Genomic DNA, 21317 nt, shown 5'->3' on the forward strand with positions numbered 1-21317 from the left:
ATTAGTTTTCAATCTCATAGACTTCATTCATTCTCAAATTTAACTTCACTTGATTTAATCCTATTTCCACATACCATAATTGTTGCTCTGCTAATTTAAGATGACAAGGAACGCTGAGTTCTTTATCTAAGCGCAGATTAAAGGATTCCCCAGGATTCATTGCTCTTGCATAATCTCCTTCTACTTTTATCCAACATCCGTAGTCTTTATAATACCAAAGATACTTTCGTTGATGATTCATGACAGCTCACCTTGAATAACATGTTTAACCATATGGTCATCGATAATACGCCGACCATTTTGAGCTCCATAAAGGAGACTGTGTGTACATACTTTATTAATTAACCTTGGAGTTCCACCAGAATATCGATGGATTTCTTCTAAAGCACCATCTGAGAAAATTTGTTGTTCCACTCCTGCATATGCTAGATGTCTTGCGACATATTCATCTACTTGAGCCCGATCATAATGACCTAACTTGAACTGAATATCTATTCTTTGTCGTATAGCAGCGTATGATTGAAGACGTAGGCGGTCCCATAACTCACTCTGTCCCACAAGGATGAGAGCCATCGGACTTTGTGCATCCATCTTAAAATTGAGTAAAAATCTTACTTCTTCAAGCATTTCACGGTCTAGAAGATGTGATTCATCGACTACAACTACAGGTTGAATTCCATGAATTCCTTTCATTAACTCAATCTCTCGGTGAAGTTGTCGTTTGGCATCACCTCGATAAAACTTCGCTTCCGACCCTAGCTGTTCTAGTAAACCTTTATAAAAGTGACGTGGAGTGAGTTTTGAATCGGATAAATAGAGTACTTGGTATTTTCCTTGGTCTAGACCATCGACAAATTTTCGAATGGTCGTTGTTTTTCCTGTCCCACAATCTCCTGTTAATACGGCAAATAATTGCCTTTCTGCTGTATATTTTAAGCGTCCCAATACTTCCTGCATGGTAAATGAATCATATAGTTGAGTCGTAGGGACATCCCTGGTAAAAGGAGTGTACTTCATCTCATAAAAAGCTTCAAACATGACCGCCATCCTCCTTCCATACAGCTCGGAATGATACAGCTGGGGCCTGCTCTATTTTTCTTTCTTGATGTTTTTGTTCAGCTGCTTTTAATAGTCTAGAAGAATCAGCCTCATGTGGTTGAAGATGTGGAGGGAGTGTTGGCCGTTTTCCAGACCTTTCTCCAATCACAAGCTTCTTGGCTTTCCAAGGGGTGTAGCCTTCATATTCAATGGTTAACTCTTCTAAATCTGCTGGATCATAGACAACATCTACTTGACGCCCGATAAAGGAAAGACCCACTTCGTATTTTTGATCCATAAAGCTGATGCATCCCGACTTATCTACTTTTCTCGTTTCGCAATGGAGGAAAGCATTGGCTAGTTCATCAGGATTAATAAAGCGCAGAGCTTTCTTATCACTTCGAAAAGCCGTTTCAGGGCTGATTTTCTCTCCTAATCCAGCGTGTGGTTTATGTTGATAACACTCCGAAAGCCACACTTGAAAAAGTTCATTTAAACGATCTAAGGAATTTGGCTTTTCAATCGCTACTTCTCCTAAAAAGGAATCTACAACTCTATTAAAACGCTCAACCTTTCCTTTGGATTCAGCCGCATATGGCTTTGCATAAATCAGTCGCGTCCCTAATTTAGAACATGTACGTGTCATCCATTTGGTTCGATACTGTTTTCCATTATCAAAATAAACGGCCTCAGGTACACCATATTTTTGGATGGCATTTCTAAAAGCATCTTCAATAATTCTAGAATCCAGAGTAGGATAGAAGGCACCATGAAGAATAAATCGAGTCGCATCATCTATAATGGCCACTAAGTAAACCTGTTTTTTAGTGCCATTTGGACCAATAGGTAAATAAGGTCCATATTTAATGTCAGACTGCCAAAGTTGATTTCGATGCCGTTTCTGAAACCGTCTAGCAGCTACCCCTGTTTTAGAATATAGCTTCATTTGACGAGAACTATATCCTCTTTCTGTTAATTTTTCCTGAAGAGTAGAACGTTTTATCTGACCAGGCTCTGCTAAACCCTCCCACTCAAGAATTTGAATAATTTGTGCAATACTTCTAGTTGGAGCCTCTTTTCGTAGGAGAATAGCCTGTTCTAATAAATGTGGTGGAATAGCTTCTCTTTTCTTGTTTCCAATATGACCCTTTGGTTTTAGACCTCCAAAACCATCCTTGCGATATAGTTCAAGGTAACGCCTAATTGTCCTTTCAGAAATACCAGTAGAACTACATATCTGTGCTTTTAGTTCTTTTGCTTTACCTGCATCTAGCCCTTCCGCTAAAAGGGGGGAAATGAGCTGAAATCGCTGTACGGCAATTTCTTCTGCCTTTTTTTGATCTCTCATGATAACACTCCTCTTTAATGTGATTATCATGAGTGTAAATCAGCTATCTTCGGACAAAAATGCCGAACGGGTATGTAACCATAAATTTATATTCACAATCGGGCGGACAATTCTCTTCAGCCATCTGGGGGCATCTCCCACAAGTTGTCCGATTCTTTGAAGCGCAGTCTCTGAATTTGCGGACATCAAACTCAAAGGGCTCATCTCCTGGTTTGTTCGAAGCACAATGGATATGAGACAATTAATCCAATAATCTACAAAACGATGAAACCACTTGAACCATCGAAAAAGGGTAGATTCATCAGCTGGAATGTCATGTGTAGAAGGGTTCGTAAGAACCAACTCTATGCATTCTGACTCATATCTCTTATATGGAACTAAGAAATCTGGTAGCTCATGATGAATCTGACCACACTGATTACAGCGCAACCGGCGAATATTATATACTTTTGTTTCTCCAGACCTTTCTTTTGACTTTCTATCTCTAGTACCAATGATGCTCATGCCTTTCCCACAACAAGGGGATGGAATCCTCCCTGCACCTCTAACCAAAAACTCCATTGTTTTCAATTAGTCTATAATCTGATACAATAATCATATGGTTTTTAATAGGGGACGCTTCCCGTATATCTGTTGGCGCAGATATACATCATGGGAGGCGTCTTTTCCTTTCTCCAGAATTATAAATGTCCAAAAATTCCCAGTATTATACGGACATTATACTCGTCAATTTCTGGACAGGCAATACCGTCAACTTTCGGTTATTTTTGATTAGCAATAACACAATTAAGAGAGATATTCTTTCATAATCCTCCATTCATCTCAATCTTTAATTGTTGCTCGACCATGAGAATGACAGATATATCTGGTTATCTAGTAAACAAGCTTCACCCAATGGAACGAATGTATCAGTCAATTCCATCGAAAAATAACGAACCCTTTCGAATTATCTTTGCAAATCGTGCGGAAACCTTGGACTCTTCTAGCCTTCATATTTCAAAAGGGATAGCAAACCATATTGTAAACGGTGGTACCATCTTTGATTTACTGGAAACAATCCGTTCAATTAAATCAAGTGACTTCGGAAATCAAAGGCGTTTAATTGAGCTTGTCAAAAGGGACAGGGCAGTAGGAACAACATTGATGATTTGACCGTGTTCCAGTTTCCATGTTTCATTAAACTCCATGTAATATCAACAGTTGATGGTATTTATACCTTTATTGAAAAAGCAAATAAAAAGGTAGCTCAGAAAGGGAAACACCGAGACGGTTCTGCTGTTTCATAATGAAATACGAAGAACCGTCCCCACCCATGTTTCAATACTCTATCATCCTACAAATCTCGACAAATCCCGGGTGGTGACAGGCACCCAAAGCTAAAAGCTTTTGACCCTGACGGCATCATTCAAGAGGAACATGTTATAATCGGCAAAAGTAAATAAATTGAATACAACCGAGCCCGTTCTTTTGGAACAGGCTCACTCTTAGTCAAACGTTTAAAAAATATTGTATGCTTCCGATGATTCAACCATTAATTCTTCAAGCCTATAATTCTACAAATATCGACAAACTTCGGGTGGTGACAGGCACAAAAAACTCTTTTTCCATCTTCTCTTGATGCCGGAACCCATCTACCGATTGGTTCCAACTCTAACGTTTGAAAAAATTCCTCTGGCAGCATATTTGGAATCACTCCCTATGAATAAAATATCATTATTGGAACCGTCCCCATGTTTCTTATGCACAGGCACTCAAGACTAAAAACTAGGCACCCAGATTTTTTTAAATAGTTTAACCACTATAGGCTAACGAGTTCCCCCCCTTTCCCCTATCCAACCAATAACCCATACTATTATAATTCCTACACCTGCTCCAAAACTATCTACAAACACATCTTTTAATTGAATGCCCCTTCCCGGAGAGAAGATCTGATGAATTTCATCGAATACGGCATAAAAGACACAAAGCAATAAAGCCAGTCCCATCCCCCGAATACCACGTATTCCAATAACCTGCAAAATAATCGTCACTAATATACCGAGTATTAAATAAGCTAAGAAGTGGGCATATTCTCTTATACTGCTATTATTAATATTAAAATCAGCATCTAGATGAACCATTGCAACTATCTTAACTATATATTCTGTAATGATCCTACTAAGCTCATTAGACTCTGTAGCTGGTTGCTGAGATAGGAAGAAAATTAATCCCATCCAAAGAATGAGAGCCAGCCAAGAAAGAATTTTATACATTTATATAATTCCTTTCGATAATACCTTGCACACCAGTTCAAGTCTATCATATTGCAAATCTCAACAAAACTCGAGTAGTGATAGGCACCCAAAACTGATGTGTTAATGTTTAACAGATAAAAAAGTCCCGCTACACTATTAAACATTATGTATAGCGGGTACTCTCCATTAAACTACTAAGCTCATTATATGCAAAGTATCAAGCCCAGATATACGAAATAATAACACATTTACTGGTACACCCAATTTATTGCATTTGAACATTTATTATACAGTATACTGTCTTTCAAAATACCCCTTATACTCCCCACTAATAATCTGCTCCCACCATTCTTTGTTATCCAAATACCATTGAATAGTCTGAGAAATTCCAGTTTCAAACGTATAAGTAGGTTTCCAGCCTAATTGTTCTAATTTAGTAGGATCAATCGCATAGCGCTTATCGTGCCCTAGGCGGTCTTTAACAAATTCAATTAAACCTTCAGATTTCCCCAAGGTGGTGATAATAGTTTTTACTACTTCTAAATTTGTCCGCTCATTATGACCACCTATATTATAGACTTCACCATTTACTCCTTCGTGCATCACTAGATCAATGGCAGCACAATGATCGATTACATGTAACCAATCACGAATATTTTTGCCGTCACCGTATACAGGGACCTTTTGGTCATTTAACACGCGAGAAATAGTTAATGGAATTAATTTTTCTGGGAAGTGATATGGCCCATAGTTATTAGAACAACGAGTGATATTTACTGGTAAATCAAAGGTTTCATGATAGGCACGGACTAATAAGTCTGAAGATGCTTTACTCGCACTATATGGACTATTAGGTTGTAACGGTGTTTCTTCCGTAAAAAATGTGGTTGGATCAAAGTCCAGCTCCCCGTAAACCTCATCTGTTGATACATGGACAAATTTCGTAACACCAACTTCCTTTGCTGCGTCCAATAATACTTGGGTACCCAAAACATTCGTAAGTACAAATATACTAGGATCTGTAATTGAACGATCGACATGGCTTTCAGCAGCAAAGTGAACCACATAATCAAACTTCTCTTTTTCAAAAAGCAGCATGATTGTTTCACGGTCCGCAATATCCGCTTTAACAAAATGATAGTTATCCTTTGTTTCAATATCACGATGTTTCGTTAAATCACCGGCATAAGTTAAAAGGTCTAGGTTATAAATATCATATTCAGGATACTTATTAACCATATACTGCACAAAATTACCACCAATGAAGCCTGCTCCACCGGTTACAAGAATTTTCTTCTTCACCATTTATTCTACCTCTTGTTTCAATTTATTTAAGTATTTTCTAACTACATTCTACTTACTACAAATTATTTAATATTGAATTTCTCCATTAGCTACTTTCATTAAGTATTGGCCATATCCAGTTTTACTTAGCTTTTCACCACAACTCCATAGATGTTCCTTTGTAATCCAACCATTAACAAATGCAATTTCCTCAAGAGCAGCAATCTTAATTCCTTGATGTTCCTCTATTGTCTTAACAAAGTTCGTTGCTTCTACTAAACTTTGATGTGTACCTGTATCTAACCAAGTATACCCACGTCCTAATAGTTCAACATCTAACTGACCTTGTTTTAAATAAGCTTCATTTATTGAAGTAATCTCTAATTCACCACGTGCTGAAGGTTTAACATTTTTAGCAATATCAATCACACGATTATCATAGAAATATAATCCAGTAATAGCATAATTAGATTTTGGTAGCTTTGGTTTTTCTTCTACACTTATTACTTTGCCATTCTTATCAAATTCAACTACACCAAAGCGTTGTGGATCTTGTACATGATAACCAAATACTGTCGCTACACTTTCTTTATTAGCTGCACGTTGAAGGATTCTTCTCAAACCACTGCCATAATAGATATTATCTCCTAATATCATGGCAACAGAATCTTGACCTATAAATTCTTCACCAATTAAAAAAGCCTGAGCTAGACCATCAGGACTTGGTTGAACTTTATATTGTAGTGAGATACCAAATTGAGAACCGTCTCCTAATAAGCTTTCAAAACGAGGAGTATCCTCTGGTGTTGATATAATCAAAATTTCATTAATTCCCGCCAACATTAATGTTGATAATGGATAATAAATCATTGGTTTATCATAGATTGGTAATAATTGTTTGCTCGTTACCATTGTTAATGGATAGAGTCGAGTACCACTACCACCTGCTAATATTATTCCTTTCATTTCATAGAACCCCTTCCTGCTCTTTAAAATTCAATTTATACAATATGTTCGACTGGTGGCCCCCAGTCCAATAAATCCCGGTTAGTAGCCTTTATTTACCTGTGAAACATTTCGTGAAACAGGATTTTTTGATTCGCCACTGTGACCTAGAACAAAAGGAGAGCAGTTCAAATTCGGCTGCCCTCCCTTTCCATTTATTTGATAACCATACTTCAATACAACATTTCGTGGAACATCCTGTGAAACAAGATTTTTCGAGTTGTCACAGTGACAGGGTCTTAATATCCAATCTGAGTTGTTATCATCAATGTCTTGATTGAACTTTGTAGAAACAAAAAATAATTCAATACCCGAATCATTATGGCAATACATAATCTTAATAGTAACGGATAAATTTCTTAAGTAAAAGGACTCTTAACATGAGTCCTTAGCTTATTTCTATAAATATTAACTGCTTTTATTTCCTAGTATTACTTTTGGAAATTTAGTTTGCTTCAAAGTAATATATATAAAAATAATTAAAGAGGAGGCTATCATTGTATTATATCCGTATACCGTAGTAGTATTACTGAACAATACTTGTAAATAGAACATTGCTAAAATAGGTAGGGCGACAAAGGATCCTCTTCTTGTGCTTTCAAAAGCCTTTCCTGCAATTATACCAATTAGAAATAAATACACTAAAGATCCCGGAAGAGTCAAATCCTCAATAAGATAGCGAAAAATGGTAAAAATATTTGTTCCAGAGTCACCAACAGAAACACCTTCTGTAAAAATACCCGCACTCCTAGCTTTAATACCCAAAACATCAAAAACTCCAGCAAATGTAAATGCGCCCATCCCTATATTGTTTATAGCATATGCAGATGATACAAACCATTCTGAGAATCCAGCAAGGTAACCAACATAATAAACTGTTAGTCTATCAAAAATAAATTTTAGACCCGATAAGCTAAACATTTGATATCGTAACATCGAAAGCCAAACAAATATGCCTGTAAGGAATATACCTACTATACTAAGTTGTAAAAATAACCGGGCAGGAATATTAAGCTTTCCTAACCTTACTCGCATGGATAACCATCCTGCTATCCATAAGAAAACAGGAAATATGATAAGTGCCTTTGTTGTATTCACTGAAGCAGTCAAAATAATTGGGATAAATGGGATAAATGCAATTTTTGTTGCTCTTAGTGACCTCAGCATTCCACCTAAATAGCATGCTGCATACGTAAAACATAGAAGTAGTGTATAAAGTGCTGGAGGATTACTTCGTTTAATATATCTAGATTCAGACACAGATGATGCAACGTTTGTTAAAGTATCTATTGAAAAGAATATCCCAAGCCCATATCCTAATTGCTGAACATAATAAACCGCTCCTAATATCCCTAGAAAGGAAAAAAATAAAACAATTCTATTAATATTTCTCAATTTATAGTTAGTAAATTCATTAATTTCATGAGTATCGGGCAGTTCTCGTTTAGATATTCTGCTTACCATTGAGCCAATTCCTAGACATAATACGGAAGCATCTATCCACCATATTGCAGAAGGAGATACAAGATAATCGGAAGGTGCAAATAATAATGGAAAAACAATAGAAACGGTCCAATACGCCGCAAAAATAGGAGCTGGTGCTATCCATGTTTTAGCTTGTAATCTAAATAGAATAGTTAATATAACTAGTACAGTAGTTGGTAGAACTAACATTGGACATCATCAAAATAAAACATTATTCTCCCCCTATGTTCCTACAAATAGAAAAGTTATTAAAAGGTAGGTAATTCATGTCAAATAGACTAAAAACTTTTTCTAGGCTTGTACTAATTTCTTTATATATAACACAGATTCTTTGATTTCCTTTCCCTTAATTACTAGATAAATTAAATATCCTGCTAAATAAGCACTAACTCCTAGCCAGATTGATGTAATAAACAAACCAATAATAATAAAAATTAATGTAAATAACATTTCTAGTAAAATATCCTTATATACAGAAATGTTTAGAGTTTTGGACAAAAGGATTTCTCCAAAAGCGCATCGAATAGCAAGTAACAAAACAATCGATAATATGGCTAATAATAAATTTTTTAAAACTACCGTAAATAATACTGTGAAAATTATACTAAGTACTACTGTTATTAAATTAATTACAAGTAAAACTCTCTCTTTTCTCAGCGTTTTTAAATATGTGTTAATTAATAATCCCATTTTACCTTCGTATACACACATTGGAAATATAATAGCCATAAACACAAAACTGTCAGCATATTGAGGCAACCATGCCGACAGAAATACCTTCATTGGAAAAAACACCAAAAGTATACCTAGTAAAGGAAACATCAATAATGTTCTAATATTAATATATAAACTTGATAGTTTATCCATATTAGTACGTCTTAATACTGGGTACAGTACTAAACCAACAGCATTGATAAAGATCATCACGAAACTGGAAATATTTAAGATTAATGATATCTTACCAAATATTGAAACATCCCATGTATGTTCGATTCCAAACCTAACGATTCCTATAATTAACATACTTGCAATGTTGGCAAACATTAATTTTATTCCTACATTAATATTTTTATAAGTCTCTATAAAATTCATATGAAAAGATGAGAGTTTTTTGAAGACTATATCCCTGCAACAGAAAATTGCATATCCTAATGAAATAAGTTTTCCAATTATATCAGCAATAATCAATAATTTATATTCTCTTATACCTAATAATAAAAAGAATATTATTAGTAAGCAATACAATACCTTTTCTAGCATCTTTATTTGTGCATCTTCTTTTATTCTATTAGTGCCTTGTAATAAATAAATTAACATATACCTAATGTTAACAATGAACATACACAACGCAGTCATATTAATAATGTATAATTTACTTGTATCGGTACTAAATATATTTGCACAATATATAATGATCAAACCAATTAAAGTCTGAAAGGCAACTAACATCCAAAACTGAGAAAAGAATAACTCTTTATTTAATTGTTTATATTCTTTACCACCGTATCTAAGATAAATCCCGTCGTTCCAACCAAAATGAAGGAAACCTACATATGAAGAATAAAAGAGATATAACTGCCAGTATCCATATTCCTCTACACCTAATAATTTTGGTACAATGAGAATTACTATTGCAGAAATTGCTAATGATATAAGATTCGATGATAAGGTAAAGGAAAAATTTTTTATAAATGTAATTGTTTTTGTATTCAAAATTAATCCCTCGTACTTCAAATTTAATTAATTAATTAATTAATTGGAGGTATATTAAAGATCTCTTATTTTCACTATAAAAGAAATATTAATTATTGCTGCTTCTCTTCCAATTTTCATAGTAAACTATATATGATTCTTTGGCTGGGTTTACAGATTTATTTTTTTCTAAACCAACACTCCCGTCCTCTTTATGCAATACAGAAATTGATGGAATCATATATGTCTTTACATGTTTACTATTTGCTAGCCTAGCAAGATGATTTTCCTCACAAAAGAGGAACATTTTTTCATCATATAAACTACCTAATTTCTCCAAAGCACTATGTCCTATGATTAAAAAACTTCCATGAGCTGCGTAGATTTTTCTCCTTTTTAACCTTAATAACCAATCTATAAAAAGATTCAATTCTCTATACAACTTATTTAGAATAAGTGATACATACAAAGCTAACCTATTACCACTTTTATAATAAAAATATATCAACCATTCAAAAAGCTCAATTTTAGAATAATAATATGGATTTTGATTTTTTCCATTAAGTGTAGTAATCTTGGGAGCAATTATATAATCCTCTGTTCCAACTAAATCTGATATGGATAAACTATTTATTTCAATATCTGGGTTACTTATAATTAAGTAATTAAAGTCATATTTTTTTTTCGCAAATTCAATACCACGATTATTTCCATAGCCATATCCTTTATTTTCAACATTTAAAAAGTCACATTCATTTTCATTCGCAATCCTATTAAATGCTTTACAACTTTCCTCATCATAATAACTATTTACTACTATTATTTTGTAACTATTTTTAACATTATTTTTTGTAGTAATAATAAAATCTGATAAGTCTTTAGTATTTCTATATGTTAGTACTATGAATATAAAATCATATTTGTCGTCCTGCAAATGTCCCACCTCTTAAATCTTGTTAAAAGGGTCCTATAAACTCCAGTATATATATCCTTTATCTACACATTCTTTTCTGCGGAGCATACCCTTAATATCAATTAATACCTTATTATTATCAGCATAAACTTTATCAAAATAGTTTAAATCGTAATTATCTCTAAAAACATCATGTTTAACTGCGATTACTACAGCATTTAAATCTTTAATAGCGTCTATATCGACAAGATTTATTCGATACTCCTCCCAGACTTCCTCCTTATTCGCCACGGGGTCATGAACCAAAACCTCAATTCCAAATTCCTCTAATTCATTTATGATGTCTATTATCTTTGTATTTCTTACATCAGAACAATTTTCTTTAAAGGTTACTCCCATAATTGCTACTCTTGAACCTTTTATTGGTTGCTCTGCTTTAATTAAACTTTTTATTACGTTTTGGGCAACATATAAACCCATATCATCATTAATTTTTCTACCTGAAAGGATAATTTGTGAATGATATCCTAACTGTTCAGCCTTATAGGTAAAGTAGTATGGATCTACTCCTATACAGTGACCACCGACTAATCCAGGGGAAAAATTAAGAAAGTTCCACTTAGTTCCAGCTGCGTCTAAAACAGCCTGAGTATCTATTCCCATTTTATTGAAAACCATTGAAAGCTCATTCATAAATGCTATATTAATATCCCGTTGTGAGTTTTCTATAACTTTGGAAGCCTCTGCAACTTTAATAGAATCAGCTTTATGAACACCAGCTTCAATAATAGTCTCATAAACCTTTGAAATTACTTCTAAGGCTTCTGTATCTGAGCCAGATACAACTTTAGTTATCTTAGTTAATGTATTTACCTTATCTCCTGGATTAATTCTCTCAGGAGAATAACCAACTTTAAAATCAATACCAAATTTCAAACCAGATTCTTGCTCAAGAATAGGAATACAAACTTCTTCAGTTGTTCCGGGGTAGACCGTGGATTCAAAAACTACTATGGATCCTTTTGTAAGGTTTTTAGCCACAGTTTTACTTGCACCAATTATTGGGGTTAAGTCTGGTGTCTTATCACTATTAATTGGAGTAGGTACTGCTACAACATGAAATTTACAATCTCTTAACTTCTCTTCCTCATTTGTAAATATCATTGTTGTATTTTTTATTGCGTCATCACCTACTTCATCTGTAACATCGATTCCAGATAAATATTTATCAAGCTTTCTACTATTGATATCAAAACCAATTACTTCAAACTTTTTAGCAAATTCGATAGCTAAAGGCAAACCTACATAGCCTAATCCAATCACAGAAATTTTCGGGTTTTTTTCTTTAAATAAATCAAAGTTCATAACAACCTATTCTCCTATCTGAAATCTATTTCCCCAGGCTCTTACCGTTGTATTTATAAAACTGTTCGAATATCTCAGGGCATAGCGTATCAATAATTTAAGCGGACAAGAAACAATATTATTTCTTATATGTTTTTGCTGTTTTCAACAAATAATCAGCAAGCTCAACTGTAACCTTATCACCATTAAACATTCTTTCATATAAAGTTCTTGAATTTTTTGAATCTGCCCTTTGCTTTTGACTATTATTTCTGTAGTCAAGTATTTTTTCTGCCAAATCTTTTCCGTTTGAATAAAAATATCCACATTTGTTTTCCTTAAGTAGTTTTTCCATTGAACCAGTAACACTTACAAGTATTGGTAAATTTGCAGAAAGGTATTCTCCAAATTTATTTGGCGTATTTCCCCGATAATTTATCCCATCTATATAAGGAATTAGTCCTACCTTTGAATTAATTAATAAAGATGAAATTTGCTCCTTTTCTACCCAACCAGGCATTATAACATTCGCTCCAACCCTATTCTTGATGGAATCAAACTGAACGCCAGTTCCACATAATACAAATTTAATATCATCTTGACCTTCTAATAATCTGCTTGCCTCAATTACTGATGAATAATCAAATTGTTGACTGAATGTCCCAGTACATGCAATTATAAAATCATTATCATTGAGACCATTCCAATAACCATTTATTCTACCTCTGAAATTGGTGTAATCATAATTAGGATAGCCTATTGGAATTACAGTATCCTCAGTCTTTCTTGCTCTTTTAGCATACTTAAGTCCATATTCTAAGAAATAATCTGACAATCCTATTATTGCATAAGCCTTTTTCATCATTTTAGATAGTTTTAATTCATGGTATTTAATATAGGGAATAAGTATTTTTCTCATTATCGGTTTAACCATATCCCCAATAAAGGCCGGCCATAAGTCACGGACGTCTACCACAACAGGTACATCATATTTTAATCCATACTCACAAGCATAATTAGTTAAATCCACATGGGCCATTGTTGCTATAATAATATCTGGCTTTTCAGTTTCAAAGAATTTGGAGTTGATTCTCTCTGCAGTTTTATATCGAGATAATAATCTGCCAATTGATACATTTTTTTTATAACCTTCCACGTATGATAGATTTAAGGTATAGTTTGGTCGTACGCTTATTTTAACATCTTTATCAGCACGCTGTTTTTTCTTATGATGATCAAATGTTTTGGCAAACCAAGTAACTGTGTGACCTTTATCACTTAAATAATTCGCCAAATTTCCCATTCTTCTTAATCTCGTATTTTCACCATCAACTGGTAAAGGTTCACCATCACTTACAATCCATACCTTCATCGTTTTCCTCCAAATATACAAATATAACTTTTATTAAATGACTTGTTAATTACTTTTAAAATTAGACACTAGTTCTTTTATATTTATTGAGGATCATTTACCTTCAGAATAATATACGTTATTCTCAATACAAATTTCTTTTATCCTTTTTAATACTGCTTTTGTGGGTTTGGTATTGAATAAATCTAAATTATTACTTAAAATATCCGGACCTAATTTCCACCACTTACATTTTTGTAGTTCTTGAATAATTTCATCTGGAAACCTTTTTTTTAGAGTTCTAGCAGGAACTCCTGCAACAATAGTATATGGTTCAACATTCTTTGTAACTACTGCTCCAGCTGCTATTACTGCTCCATCACCAACTATAACATCCCGACATATAACTGCATTACAACCAATCCATACATCATTTCCAATGATACAAGGTTCTTGAAACCTATCATATAAAGGAGCCTCTTTTATAATTTCAAAATCCTTTGAGTATAGGAAAGCATGAGTCGTAACTTTTTCATAATCATGATTTGCTCCACCAATACCAACATTCCAAGATATAGAGTTAAATGCTCCAATCTCAGCATTCCAAATATGTGTATTTCTTCCAGTATAAGTATATCTACCTATTTTCGAATTATAAATTGAATTATTACGTTGAATGGTATTTCTTTCACACAATTCACTATTTTGTACCACGGTAAAGTCATTTATTGCTACATGTTCTCCTAAATTGGAGTTGATGACTCTCGTACCTTTATATATTTTACAAGAAGATTCAAAAGTCACATCTTTTATAAAAGCACTTTCATCGACATAACCGTTTTTTTGTTGGCTCATATCGCTTCTCCTTTATTCCATTAATTAAACAGTTATTAGTAAATATTTCAATAATCACCGCTGTTTAATAATGCTGACAAAGCTTTATATTCACATCATTAATTATTCAGATTAATTTAACAGGGTTTATTTGAATAGTAATATATTACTATTCAAATACTACTGTAATATTTTCTTCTACAGATTTAAGAAGTGACTTACACTCATTTAGAGTAGTACCTTTTAGAATAACTTGCCCAATTCTGTTAGATCCATTAGTAAACTTTTCGACTTCTGAGCCTTTATTAATATTGAAAGATATATCAACTATATTATCATCTATTTTATTCTTATTAATAAGATCTTTTACAGTACCACTTTTTTCAGATATCAATAATTGTGCAAGGCAAGGTGTAGTTTCTGCATTTCGATTTTCAAAAACACTTTTAGGGTTCTCCCCCATAGCCATTAAAACAATCATCTTATATATATCTATACCATAATATATACTAACAAGTTCAGGAAGACATGTAGCACCAATTCTTCCAGTCAATTCTATAATATATACTTTTCCATCCTTTTCTATTAAATCGATATTTACAGCACAATTATCAAGTCCTATTGCTTTTATTGCCAGCTTTGATTGTTCAATAGCTATCTTTTCAATACTTTTATCCCCTTCAAATGGCATAGAGTGTCCAACTGGAATAGCCGTACTACTTGAATATGTCATATCGTTATGAAGAAGGACATATATAATCTCTCCCTCGTAAATAAAGGCCTGTGCACCAAATTCATTGCCTTCTATAAACTCTTCCACAATGCAAAAGTGTTCCTTTGTTAAACTCATAGTTTTTTCATATGAATGACGTACCTCATCCTTTGTTCTAGCGATATATATCCCTAAACTCCCCTGCAAATCAACAGCCTTAACTATTAACGGTAATTGTAAATCGTTTATTACATTTTCTAATTCTTCTTTTGAAGATACTTTTCGAAATTTTGCTGTACTTACCCCAGATTTTTCAAATATATCCTTCATATCTGCTTTATTTGAAGAAATAATTCCTGCCTTCTCTGAGATTCCCTTTAATTGCATTTTGTCACAAACATATCCTAAAGATTTAATACCTGTATCCATACAGCATGTGGCTATACCATCAATCTTATTTTGCTGTGCTCCAGCCAAAATTTCATCTGGATTTCTCAAATCTCCATAAAAGACTTCATCCGCTTCTTTTATCCCTGGATTATCTCCAGGTAATGTAGCTACCACCGTTTTATAACCTAGCTCTTTTGCTGCTTTTATTAGAGGTACCTGAGAATAGCTAGAACCTAATACCATCAATTTTTTTTTGTTAGTTTCCATAATACTTACTCCTTAGTTAAAATATTAATTTTACTTAATGCTTCTTCACATATATCCATAGCTTCAATAGCTGTTTTACCTTGGGCTATTACATAGCCTACTCTATCTAAGCTACTATTAATATCAGTTACTTTTTCTCCAACATGTTTCATAAGACAAACTTCTTTAACACCATTTATTTTTCTAACTTCTTCCAACCCATCTATTTTTTCAATTATTCCACTTGAAGCTGATATAAATCTAATAGCACTTCCCAGATTTATTATTGAATTCAGATTAACTTTTTGACCTGTTAATAAATCGATCGTTAACCCGACCATATCAATGCCAGTAGATAAAGGTACCAAATGAGTTGTGATACAATCACCACCCATCCGGGCTCCTAATTCAACTAATTTGGGACCTTCTGCTGTTAAAATAATCTCAACATGCGCCGGACCAATATTTATACCTATAGCATTAACTGCCTGTTTAGCCAATTCAGTTATTTTGATTTTATCGTACTCCGACAATATTGAAGGTTGTGAATGTCCCATTTCCACAAAATGAGGTGAACCAGTAGTTAGCTTATCTGTAATATTTAAAACCGTAGTCTCCCCATCTATTGTCATAGTTTCTACACTTACTTCAGGTCCTTGCATAAATTCTTCAATAATCACCTTTCCATTTCGTGAACATTGCAAACTATATGGATATGCTTTTAACAATTCATGCTCGTCATTAGCTAACATTACCCCACGGCTTCCAGCATTATCTACCGGCTTAATTATGCAAGGGTATCTAATTTCTTTTATATATTTTTTCAACATATTATAATCATTAATAATATAAAACCATGGAGATGCTACACCCTGTTCTTTAAAAGTCTTAATCATTTCTCCTTTATCTGTTGATTTACATGCTGTATCAAAAGATATTCCTGGAAGGTTAAGTTTATTTGTTGCATAAGCTACACTTCTTACAGGCATATCAGTAGCCAAAGTCATTACCCCATCCGCAGAAAAATCTCTAGCAGCACTATATACCTTCTCTTTATCAAGAGTACTTATATTATAAAACTTATCAGCATACTTAATTCCTATTGCTTTAGGATTCATATCAACAACTGCAACTATGAAACCTTTCTCTTTTGCCCTTTTAATAGCAGGCAATTGTAAAATTGAAGCACCAATAACTAATAGTTTCTTACTCATTATTTAACCCCTTAGCGGAATTTTTATTATACACATTTTCTCTTTTTAGAATAGTAACTATTGTTTTTATTAAGACTTTAAGATCTAGTACAAAAGACAAGTTCTCTGCATAAAAAGCATCATATTGATATTTTTCTTCTTGATTAATTGAATTTCTATAATAGGCTTGACTATAACCAGTTAAACCTGGGCGTACTTTAATTCTTTTTTTCATATTTTCATTATATTCCTCTAAGCCTTTTCCAGTTAAAGTAGGTCGAGGTCCAATAAAACTCATATCCCCTTTTAAAACATTAAATAATTGAGGTAACTCATCAATACTTGTTTTCCTTAAGAGCTTTCCAACCTTTGTTAATCTGTCATCTCCATTTGAATTATATGTGGACCCATCAGAATTTCTATAGTCGGGAGAATTCATTTTCATTGTTCGAAACTTGTACATTTTATATATTTCCCCATGCAATCCTCGTCTATCTGAAACATAAAAGATCGTACCAAAGTCTCCAAAATAGATAAGTGGTGAAACAACAACTACAATAATAATCAGAAAGGGCAGAAGTAATATAGAAAAAACAATGTCGAATATCCGTTTTATACCCATTTTATACATTTTAACAACCTCTTACAATCCCAATATTTTCGATTACATTCTTGCATACATACTCCACATCCTCATCACTCATCAAAGTATGAAGCGGAAGTGTAATCTCATTCCTATACATTTTAAAAGCATTAGGATAATCCCTAATATCAAAGCCTAAATTCCTATAAGCCGTAAACATAGGCAATGGCTTATAGTGAACATTACAAGCAACGCCAGCTTCAGCCATCTTAACAATAACTTCATTTCTCTCTTCTTCCCCAAATCCAGTTATCCTAGCTAAATAAAGATGACCTGAGGAAGAAAAATCCCTACCATAATGCTGCAAACTTTGAATACCAATTGGCAAAAGCGCTTTATCATACATCTCAATAATCTCTCTACGTCTTTCCAACAAACCTTCGTATCTATCTAACTGAATTAAACCAATGCTTGCCATAATATCCGTCATATTACACTTATAGGCTGGGTAAACAATATCATATTCCCATGCACCTTTTTGAGTTTTAGCAAGTGCATCTTTAGACTGACCATGTAGACTGTATAACATGTATTGTTTATAGAGCCACTCATCATCAATTCCTTGGTCATTACGCCAAACAACAGCCCCACCTTCAGCCGTTGTCAAATTCTTTACCGCATGAAAGGAGAAACATGTAAAATCAGCAACTTGCCCGCACTGCTCTCCCTTTCTTTTCGCCCCAAAAGCATGAGCTGCATCAGTCATTACTATCACTCTGTCAAATACCTTTTGAAGTTCATTATTTGCTTTAAATAGTTCTTTCTTGCTTTCTACTATTTCGTAGATTGTTTCGTAATCACACATTTTTCCTGCAATATCAACAGCAATAATAGATTTTGTCTTCTCTGTAATCGCATCGGCAAGTTTTGCATAATCCATTTCAAAAGAATCTGGAGCTGTATCAACAAGAACAATCTTTGCCCCTACATGATCAATAACTGAGGCAGATGCTGTATAGGTATAGGCTGATGTAATAACCTCGTCACCGGGTCCAACACCTAAAATACGCAGAGTAAGCTCCATAGCTGCTGTTGCAGAATTTAAACAAACAGCTTTATTAGTACCCACATACTCAGCAATTCTTTTTTCAAACTCCTTTGTTCTTGGTCCAGTAGTAATCCAACCAGACTTCATTGCTTTTATAACTTCCTCAATCTCCGCATCTGTAATATCTGGTGGAGAGAATGGTATATTTCTTACTTTTGAATCAATCATTTACATTTTCCTCACTTTATACTAGTTTAGGTTTATTCAATAAATATATTTATCTAGTAACTTAGTACTTAATTGCATTTTAGATATTAACCAATTCAACCAACTACTAATTCACTAAATACAACATCATATTACTTCTATAACCGTTGACCAATCAATAGGAAATGAGTTCCCTATCTCTACTTAAAACAACAAAACAGAAGGATGTAAATGAATACCGTAAGTATCCACCCACACCCTAAATAATCACATACTACCAACCAATATCTTTTTCTCACTAAACTTCGTATTAGCAATCCCCACAAGCGTTTCCTTCAACTCAACAGCATCCATATCAGGAAGTGTTCCAATAACCGAATATAACTCGTTCTTCTCCATCGGCTCTGCCTTCCCAATAAAAATCTTCGGAAACACCTGCTCCTTCTGAACTTCATTATCATTCAACAACTCTTCATACATTTTTTCACCAGGGCGTAATCCAGAATATTCAATCCCAATTTCTTCTACTGAATATCCAGAAAGTGTAATAAGATTCTTTGCAAGATCCACAATCTTAACTGGCTCTCCCATATCTAATACAAATACCTCGCCGCCGCGAGCCAACGCACCTGCTTGGATGACAAGTCTTGATGCTTCTGGAATTGTCATAAAATATCTTGTAATATCAGGGTGTGTAACTGTTATAGGGCCTCCTGCCTGAATTTGCTTTTTAAATAATGGGATGACGCTGCCGCGACTTCCAAGTACATTTCCGAATCGTACCGCGACAAACTTTGTTTTACTTTCTTTCGCTAAGTTTTGAATAATCATCTCAGCAAACCGCTTTGTTGAACCCATGATGTTTGGAGGATTCACGGCCTTATCTGTTGAAATTAAGACAAAATTCTTCACACCCATTGCATCTGCTGCTTCAGCCACATTACGAGTACCAAAAATATTATTCTTTACCGCTTCAGTTGGATTGTACTCCATTAATGGCACATGCTTATGTGCTGCCGCATGGTAGACAACATCCGGTTTGTATTGCGCCATGATATCAAAAATTCTATTACGATCTTGAATATCAGCAATTATAGGAATGATTTCAAATTCATTACTATATTTCTTACGCAATTCCATATCAATCGTATAAATACTATTTTCACCATGCCCTAAAAGAAGGAGCTTTGATGGTGAAAAGCGTGAAATCTGCCGGCAAATTTCCGAACCAATTGATCCACCAGCACCCGTTACAAGAACGGTTTTTCCTGTTAATTTATCAGAGATACTGTTCATATCCAATTCAATTGGCTCACGGCCAAGCAAGTCTTCTACTTCAACATCTCTGATTTGGCTGACAGAAACCTTTCCTGTCATTAAATCTTCAATCATGGGAATAATCTTTGTTTTCGCCTTCGTTTTTGCACATCCATCATAAATATTCTTCATTTCCTGCTTACTTAATGAAGGAATTGCAATAACAATATGACTGATTTTACATTGTTCCACAATTCTAGGAATATCACTAGAATTGCCTTTTACTTCTACTCCATAAATTTGCAGCTTTTGCTTGTTTTCATCATCGTCAACAAATGCCACTGGATAAAGGTCTGCTTCATTACTTTTCAATAATTGTCGTGCAACCATTGTTCCTGCAGAACCCGCACCAACAATCAATGTTTTTTCCTTATTTGGATTCGGTGCAATAAAGTGGTCTCGTAACACACGCCATGAAAACCTAGATCCTCCGATTAAAATTACGTGCAGCATCCAGGTAATCCCCAGCACTCGTACATAAACATTTTGATAGCCTACTAGCTGAACAATAGCTGTCAAAGCAATAGAAAACGTAACAGCTTTAACAATCGCCTTTAACTCTCCTACACTCGCATACTCCCATGCTTTCTGGTACAGACGATAAACAGAAGCAAATAAATGATGGCTGCATAATAATGTAATCGCACTGATCCAGAGCATCGGCATCGTGTACACATTCATGTAAGGATGTAAAACGTAATAACCAATAAAGATTGCAGTTAAAACAATCAATGAATCCAAGACAATTAACAATGGCACTCGTTTTTTATAACTCACCAGCAATCCCTTCTTTTTACTTTATTTTTAGATGTGACTATTAGTATTTAATGACAATACACATTCACAAACATGTCCTCTCATTAAATTCTAATTAATATTGCGATACTACTAACCAACTAAAAAAATAGACTATAATTAAAATAGGCATCTAACCCACCCTCACATCACGCTCCCGACAACCAGTGTCTAAGGACTCGCTACAAAAGCCCCACAGCGCAACCGAGTGCCTCCATGGATAACGGACAGGAGACATCGCCAAATGCTATTCGTTTGTTTATTCTAGTTATTTACTATGCCCAGAATAACAATGTCA

Annotated in this window: 19 protein-coding genes; 1 reads left to right on the top strand and 18 read right to left on the bottom strand. The window is 34.1% G+C overall.

Translation table 11 applies throughout. The features are described 5' to 3' along the window. Window position 1 precedes the first annotated feature (1 nt). From F4V44_RS24400 to F4V44_RS24415, 4 genes are read right to left on the bottom strand one after another with little or no spacing between them, the layout of a single operon-like run. Complete coding sequence (locus F4V44_RS24400; protein ID WP_150442616.1) at window positions 2–241, bottom strand: hypothetical protein; 240 nt, start codon at window positions 239–241, stop codon at window positions 2–4. Continuing rightward, window positions 238–1038, bottom strand: coding sequence for an ExeA family protein (locus F4V44_RS24405; RefSeq protein ID WP_150442617.1), 801 nt, complete (start codon window positions 1036–1038; stop codon window positions 238–240). The genes F4V44_RS24400 and F4V44_RS24405 overlap by 4 nt, the downstream gene beginning before the upstream one ends. After that, the gene (locus tag F4V44_RS24410) at window positions 1031–2386 is read right to left on the bottom strand and encodes a DDE-type integrase/transposase/recombinase (RefSeq protein WP_150442618.1); all 1356 of its coding nucleotides are present in this window, start codon (window positions 2384–2386) and stop codon (window positions 1031–1033) included. Before F4V44_RS24410 ends, F4V44_RS24405 begins: the two co-directional genes overlap by 8 nt. A gap of 39 nt (window positions 2387–2425) precedes the next feature. Continuing rightward, window positions 2426–2947, bottom strand: coding sequence for a DUF6431 domain-containing protein (locus F4V44_RS24415; protein ID WP_150442649.1), 522 nt, complete (start codon window positions 2945–2947; stop codon window positions 2426–2428). 285 nt (window positions 2948–3232) lie between these two features. On the opposite strand from F4V44_RS24415, the gene F4V44_RS24420 reads away from it, so the two are divergent. Next, window positions 3233–3538 carry a hypothetical protein gene (locus F4V44_RS24420; RefSeq protein WP_150442619.1) on the top strand — a complete coding sequence of 102 codons (306 nt, stop codon included), beginning with the start codon at window positions 3233–3235 and terminating at the stop codon, window positions 3536–3538. Window positions 3539–4191: 653 nt separating this feature from the next. Here the strand turns inward: F4V44_RS24420 and F4V44_RS24425 are convergent. The 14 genes from F4V44_RS24425 to F4V44_RS24490 all read right to left on the bottom strand — a co-directional run bounded on the left by F4V44_RS24425 (window position 4192) and on the right by F4V44_RS24490 (window position 21001). Further along, window positions 4192–4638 (bottom strand): VanZ family protein, encoded by a 447-nt coding sequence (locus F4V44_RS24425; RefSeq protein ID WP_150442620.1) that lies wholly within the window; start codon window positions 4636–4638, stop codon window positions 4192–4194. Between the two features lie 267 nt (window positions 4639–4905). Then, window positions 4906–5925, bottom strand: a complete 1020-nt coding sequence (gene rfbB, locus F4V44_RS24430; protein ID WP_150442621.1) for a dTDP-glucose 4,6-dehydratase — start codon at window positions 5923–5925, stop codon at window positions 4906–4908. A gap of 66 nt (window positions 5926–5991) precedes the next feature. Continuing rightward, entirely contained in the window at window positions 5992–6870 is an 879-nt protein-coding gene (gene rfbA / locus F4V44_RS24435) for a glucose-1-phosphate thymidylyltransferase RfbA (protein ID WP_150442622.1), read from the bottom strand. Between the two features lie 447 nt (window positions 6871–7317). Next, entirely contained in the window at window positions 7318–8583 is a 1266-nt protein-coding gene (locus F4V44_RS24440; RefSeq protein ID WP_150442623.1) for an O-antigen polymerase, read from the bottom strand. A gap of 102 nt (window positions 8584–8685) precedes the next feature. Further along, on the bottom strand, window positions 8686–10107 hold the full coding sequence (locus F4V44_RS24445; RefSeq protein ID WP_150442624.1) for an MATE family efflux transporter: 1422 nt from the start codon (window positions 10105–10107) through the stop codon (window positions 8686–8688). Window positions 10108–10195: 88 nt separating this feature from the next. Beyond that, window positions 10196–11020 (bottom strand): glycosyltransferase family 2 protein, encoded by an 825-nt coding sequence (locus F4V44_RS24450; RefSeq protein WP_150442625.1) that lies wholly within the window; start codon window positions 11018–11020, stop codon window positions 10196–10198. 33 nt (window positions 11021–11053) lie between these two features. Beyond that, window positions 11054–12364, bottom strand: a complete 1311-nt coding sequence (locus tag F4V44_RS24455) for a nucleotide sugar dehydrogenase (protein ID WP_150442626.1) — start codon at window positions 12362–12364, stop codon at window positions 11054–11056. Between the two features lie 118 nt (window positions 12365–12482). Next, on the bottom strand, window positions 12483–13715 hold the full coding sequence (locus F4V44_RS24460) for a glycosyltransferase (RefSeq protein WP_150442627.1): 1233 nt from the start codon (window positions 13713–13715) through the stop codon (window positions 12483–12485). 93 nt (window positions 13716–13808) lie between these two features. Then, complete coding sequence (locus F4V44_RS24465; RefSeq protein ID WP_150442628.1) at window positions 13809–14549, bottom strand: xenobiotic acyltransferase family protein; 741 nt, start codon at window positions 14547–14549, stop codon at window positions 13809–13811. 148 nt (window positions 14550–14697) lie between these two features. Further along, window positions 14698–15897, bottom strand: a complete 1200-nt coding sequence (locus F4V44_RS24470) for an ATP-grasp domain-containing protein (RefSeq protein ID WP_150442629.1) — start codon at window positions 15895–15897, stop codon at window positions 14698–14700. A 5-nt stretch (window positions 15898–15902) separates the two neighbouring features. Next, the gene (locus F4V44_RS24475) at window positions 15903–17090 is read right to left on the bottom strand and encodes an ATP-grasp domain-containing protein (RefSeq protein WP_150442630.1); all 1188 of its coding nucleotides are present in this window, start codon (window positions 17088–17090) and stop codon (window positions 15903–15905) included. Further along, complete coding sequence (locus F4V44_RS24480) at window positions 17083–17700, bottom strand: sugar transferase (RefSeq protein WP_150442631.1); 618 nt, start codon at window positions 17698–17700, stop codon at window positions 17083–17085. The genes F4V44_RS24475 and F4V44_RS24480 overlap by 8 nt, the downstream gene beginning before the upstream one ends. A gap of 1 nt (window position 17701) precedes the next feature. Next, complete coding sequence (locus F4V44_RS24485) at window positions 17702–18928, bottom strand: DegT/DnrJ/EryC1/StrS family aminotransferase (protein WP_150442632.1); 1227 nt, start codon at window positions 18926–18928, stop codon at window positions 17702–17704. Between the two features lie 246 nt (window positions 18929–19174). After that, a complete protein-coding gene (locus F4V44_RS24490) occupies window positions 19175–21001 on the bottom strand; it encodes a nucleoside-diphosphate sugar epimerase/dehydratase (RefSeq protein WP_150442633.1) in 1827 nt (608 codons plus the stop codon). Window positions 21002–21317: the final 316 nt, after the last annotated feature.

This window comes from Niallia endozanthoxylica (genome assembly GCF_008710145.1).
In the GTDB taxonomy this organism is placed as follows: Bacteria; Bacillota; Bacilli; order Bacillales; family Cytobacillaceae; genus Bacillus_BD; species Bacillus_BD endozanthoxylica.

What these genes read in the sequence shown, in the direction of transcription:
- F4V44_RS24400 (WP_150442616.1), bottom strand. Translation starts at nt 241, where the DNA reads ATGAATCATCAACGAAAGTATCTTTGGTATTATAAAGACTACGGATGT.
- F4V44_RS24405 (WP_150442617.1), bottom strand. Translation starts at nt 1,038, where the DNA reads ATGTTTGAAGCTTTTTATGAGATGAAGTACACTCCTTTTACCAGGGAT.
- F4V44_RS24410 (WP_150442618.1), bottom strand. Translation starts at nt 2,386, where the DNA reads ATGAGAGATCAAAAAAAGGCAGAAGAAATTGCCGTACAGCGATTTCAG.
- F4V44_RS24415 (WP_150442649.1), bottom strand. Translation starts at nt 2,947, where the DNA reads ATGGAGTTTTTGGTTAGAGGTGCAGGGAGGATTCCATCCCCTTGTTGT.
- F4V44_RS24420 (WP_150442619.1), top strand. Translation starts at nt 3,233, where the DNA reads ATGAGAATGACAGATATATCTGGTTATCTAGTAAACAAGCTTCACCCA.
- F4V44_RS24425 (WP_150442620.1), bottom strand. Translation starts at nt 4,638, where the DNA reads ATGTATAAAATTCTTTCTTGGCTGGCTCTCATTCTTTGGATGGGATTA.
- rfbB (WP_150442621.1), bottom strand. Translation starts at nt 5,925, where the DNA reads ATGGTGAAGAAGAAAATTCTTGTAACCGGTGGAGCAGGCTTCATTGGT.
- rfbA (WP_150442622.1), bottom strand. Translation starts at nt 6,870, where the DNA reads ATGAAAGGAATAATATTAGCAGGTGGTAGTGGTACTCGACTCTATCCA.
- F4V44_RS24440 (WP_150442623.1), bottom strand. Translation starts at nt 8,583, where the DNA reads ATGTTAGTTCTACCAACTACTGTACTAGTTATATTAACTATTCTATTT.
- F4V44_RS24455 (WP_150442626.1), bottom strand. Translation starts at nt 12,364, where the DNA reads ATGAACTTTGATTTATTTAAAGAAAAAAACCCGAAAATTTCTGTGATT.
- F4V44_RS24460 (WP_150442627.1), bottom strand. Translation starts at nt 13,715, where the DNA reads ATGAAGGTATGGATTGTAAGTGATGGTGAACCTTTACCAGTTGATGGT.
- F4V44_RS24465 (WP_150442628.1), bottom strand. Translation starts at nt 14,549, where the DNA reads ATGAGCCAACAAAAAAACGGTTATGTCGATGAAAGTGCTTTTATAAAA.
- F4V44_RS24470 (WP_150442629.1), bottom strand. Translation starts at nt 15,897, where the DNA reads ATGGAAACTAACAAAAAAAAATTGATGGTATTAGGTTCTAGCTATTCT.
- F4V44_RS24475 (WP_150442630.1), bottom strand. Translation starts at nt 17,090, where the DNA reads ATGAGTAAGAAACTATTAGTTATTGGTGCTTCAATTTTACAATTGCCT.
- F4V44_RS24480 (WP_150442631.1), bottom strand. Translation starts at nt 17,700, where the DNA reads ATGTATAAAATGGGTATAAAACGGATATTCGACATTGTTTTTTCTATA.
- F4V44_RS24485 (WP_150442632.1), bottom strand. Translation starts at nt 18,928, where the DNA reads ATGATTGATTCAAAAGTAAGAAATATACCATTCTCTCCACCAGATATT.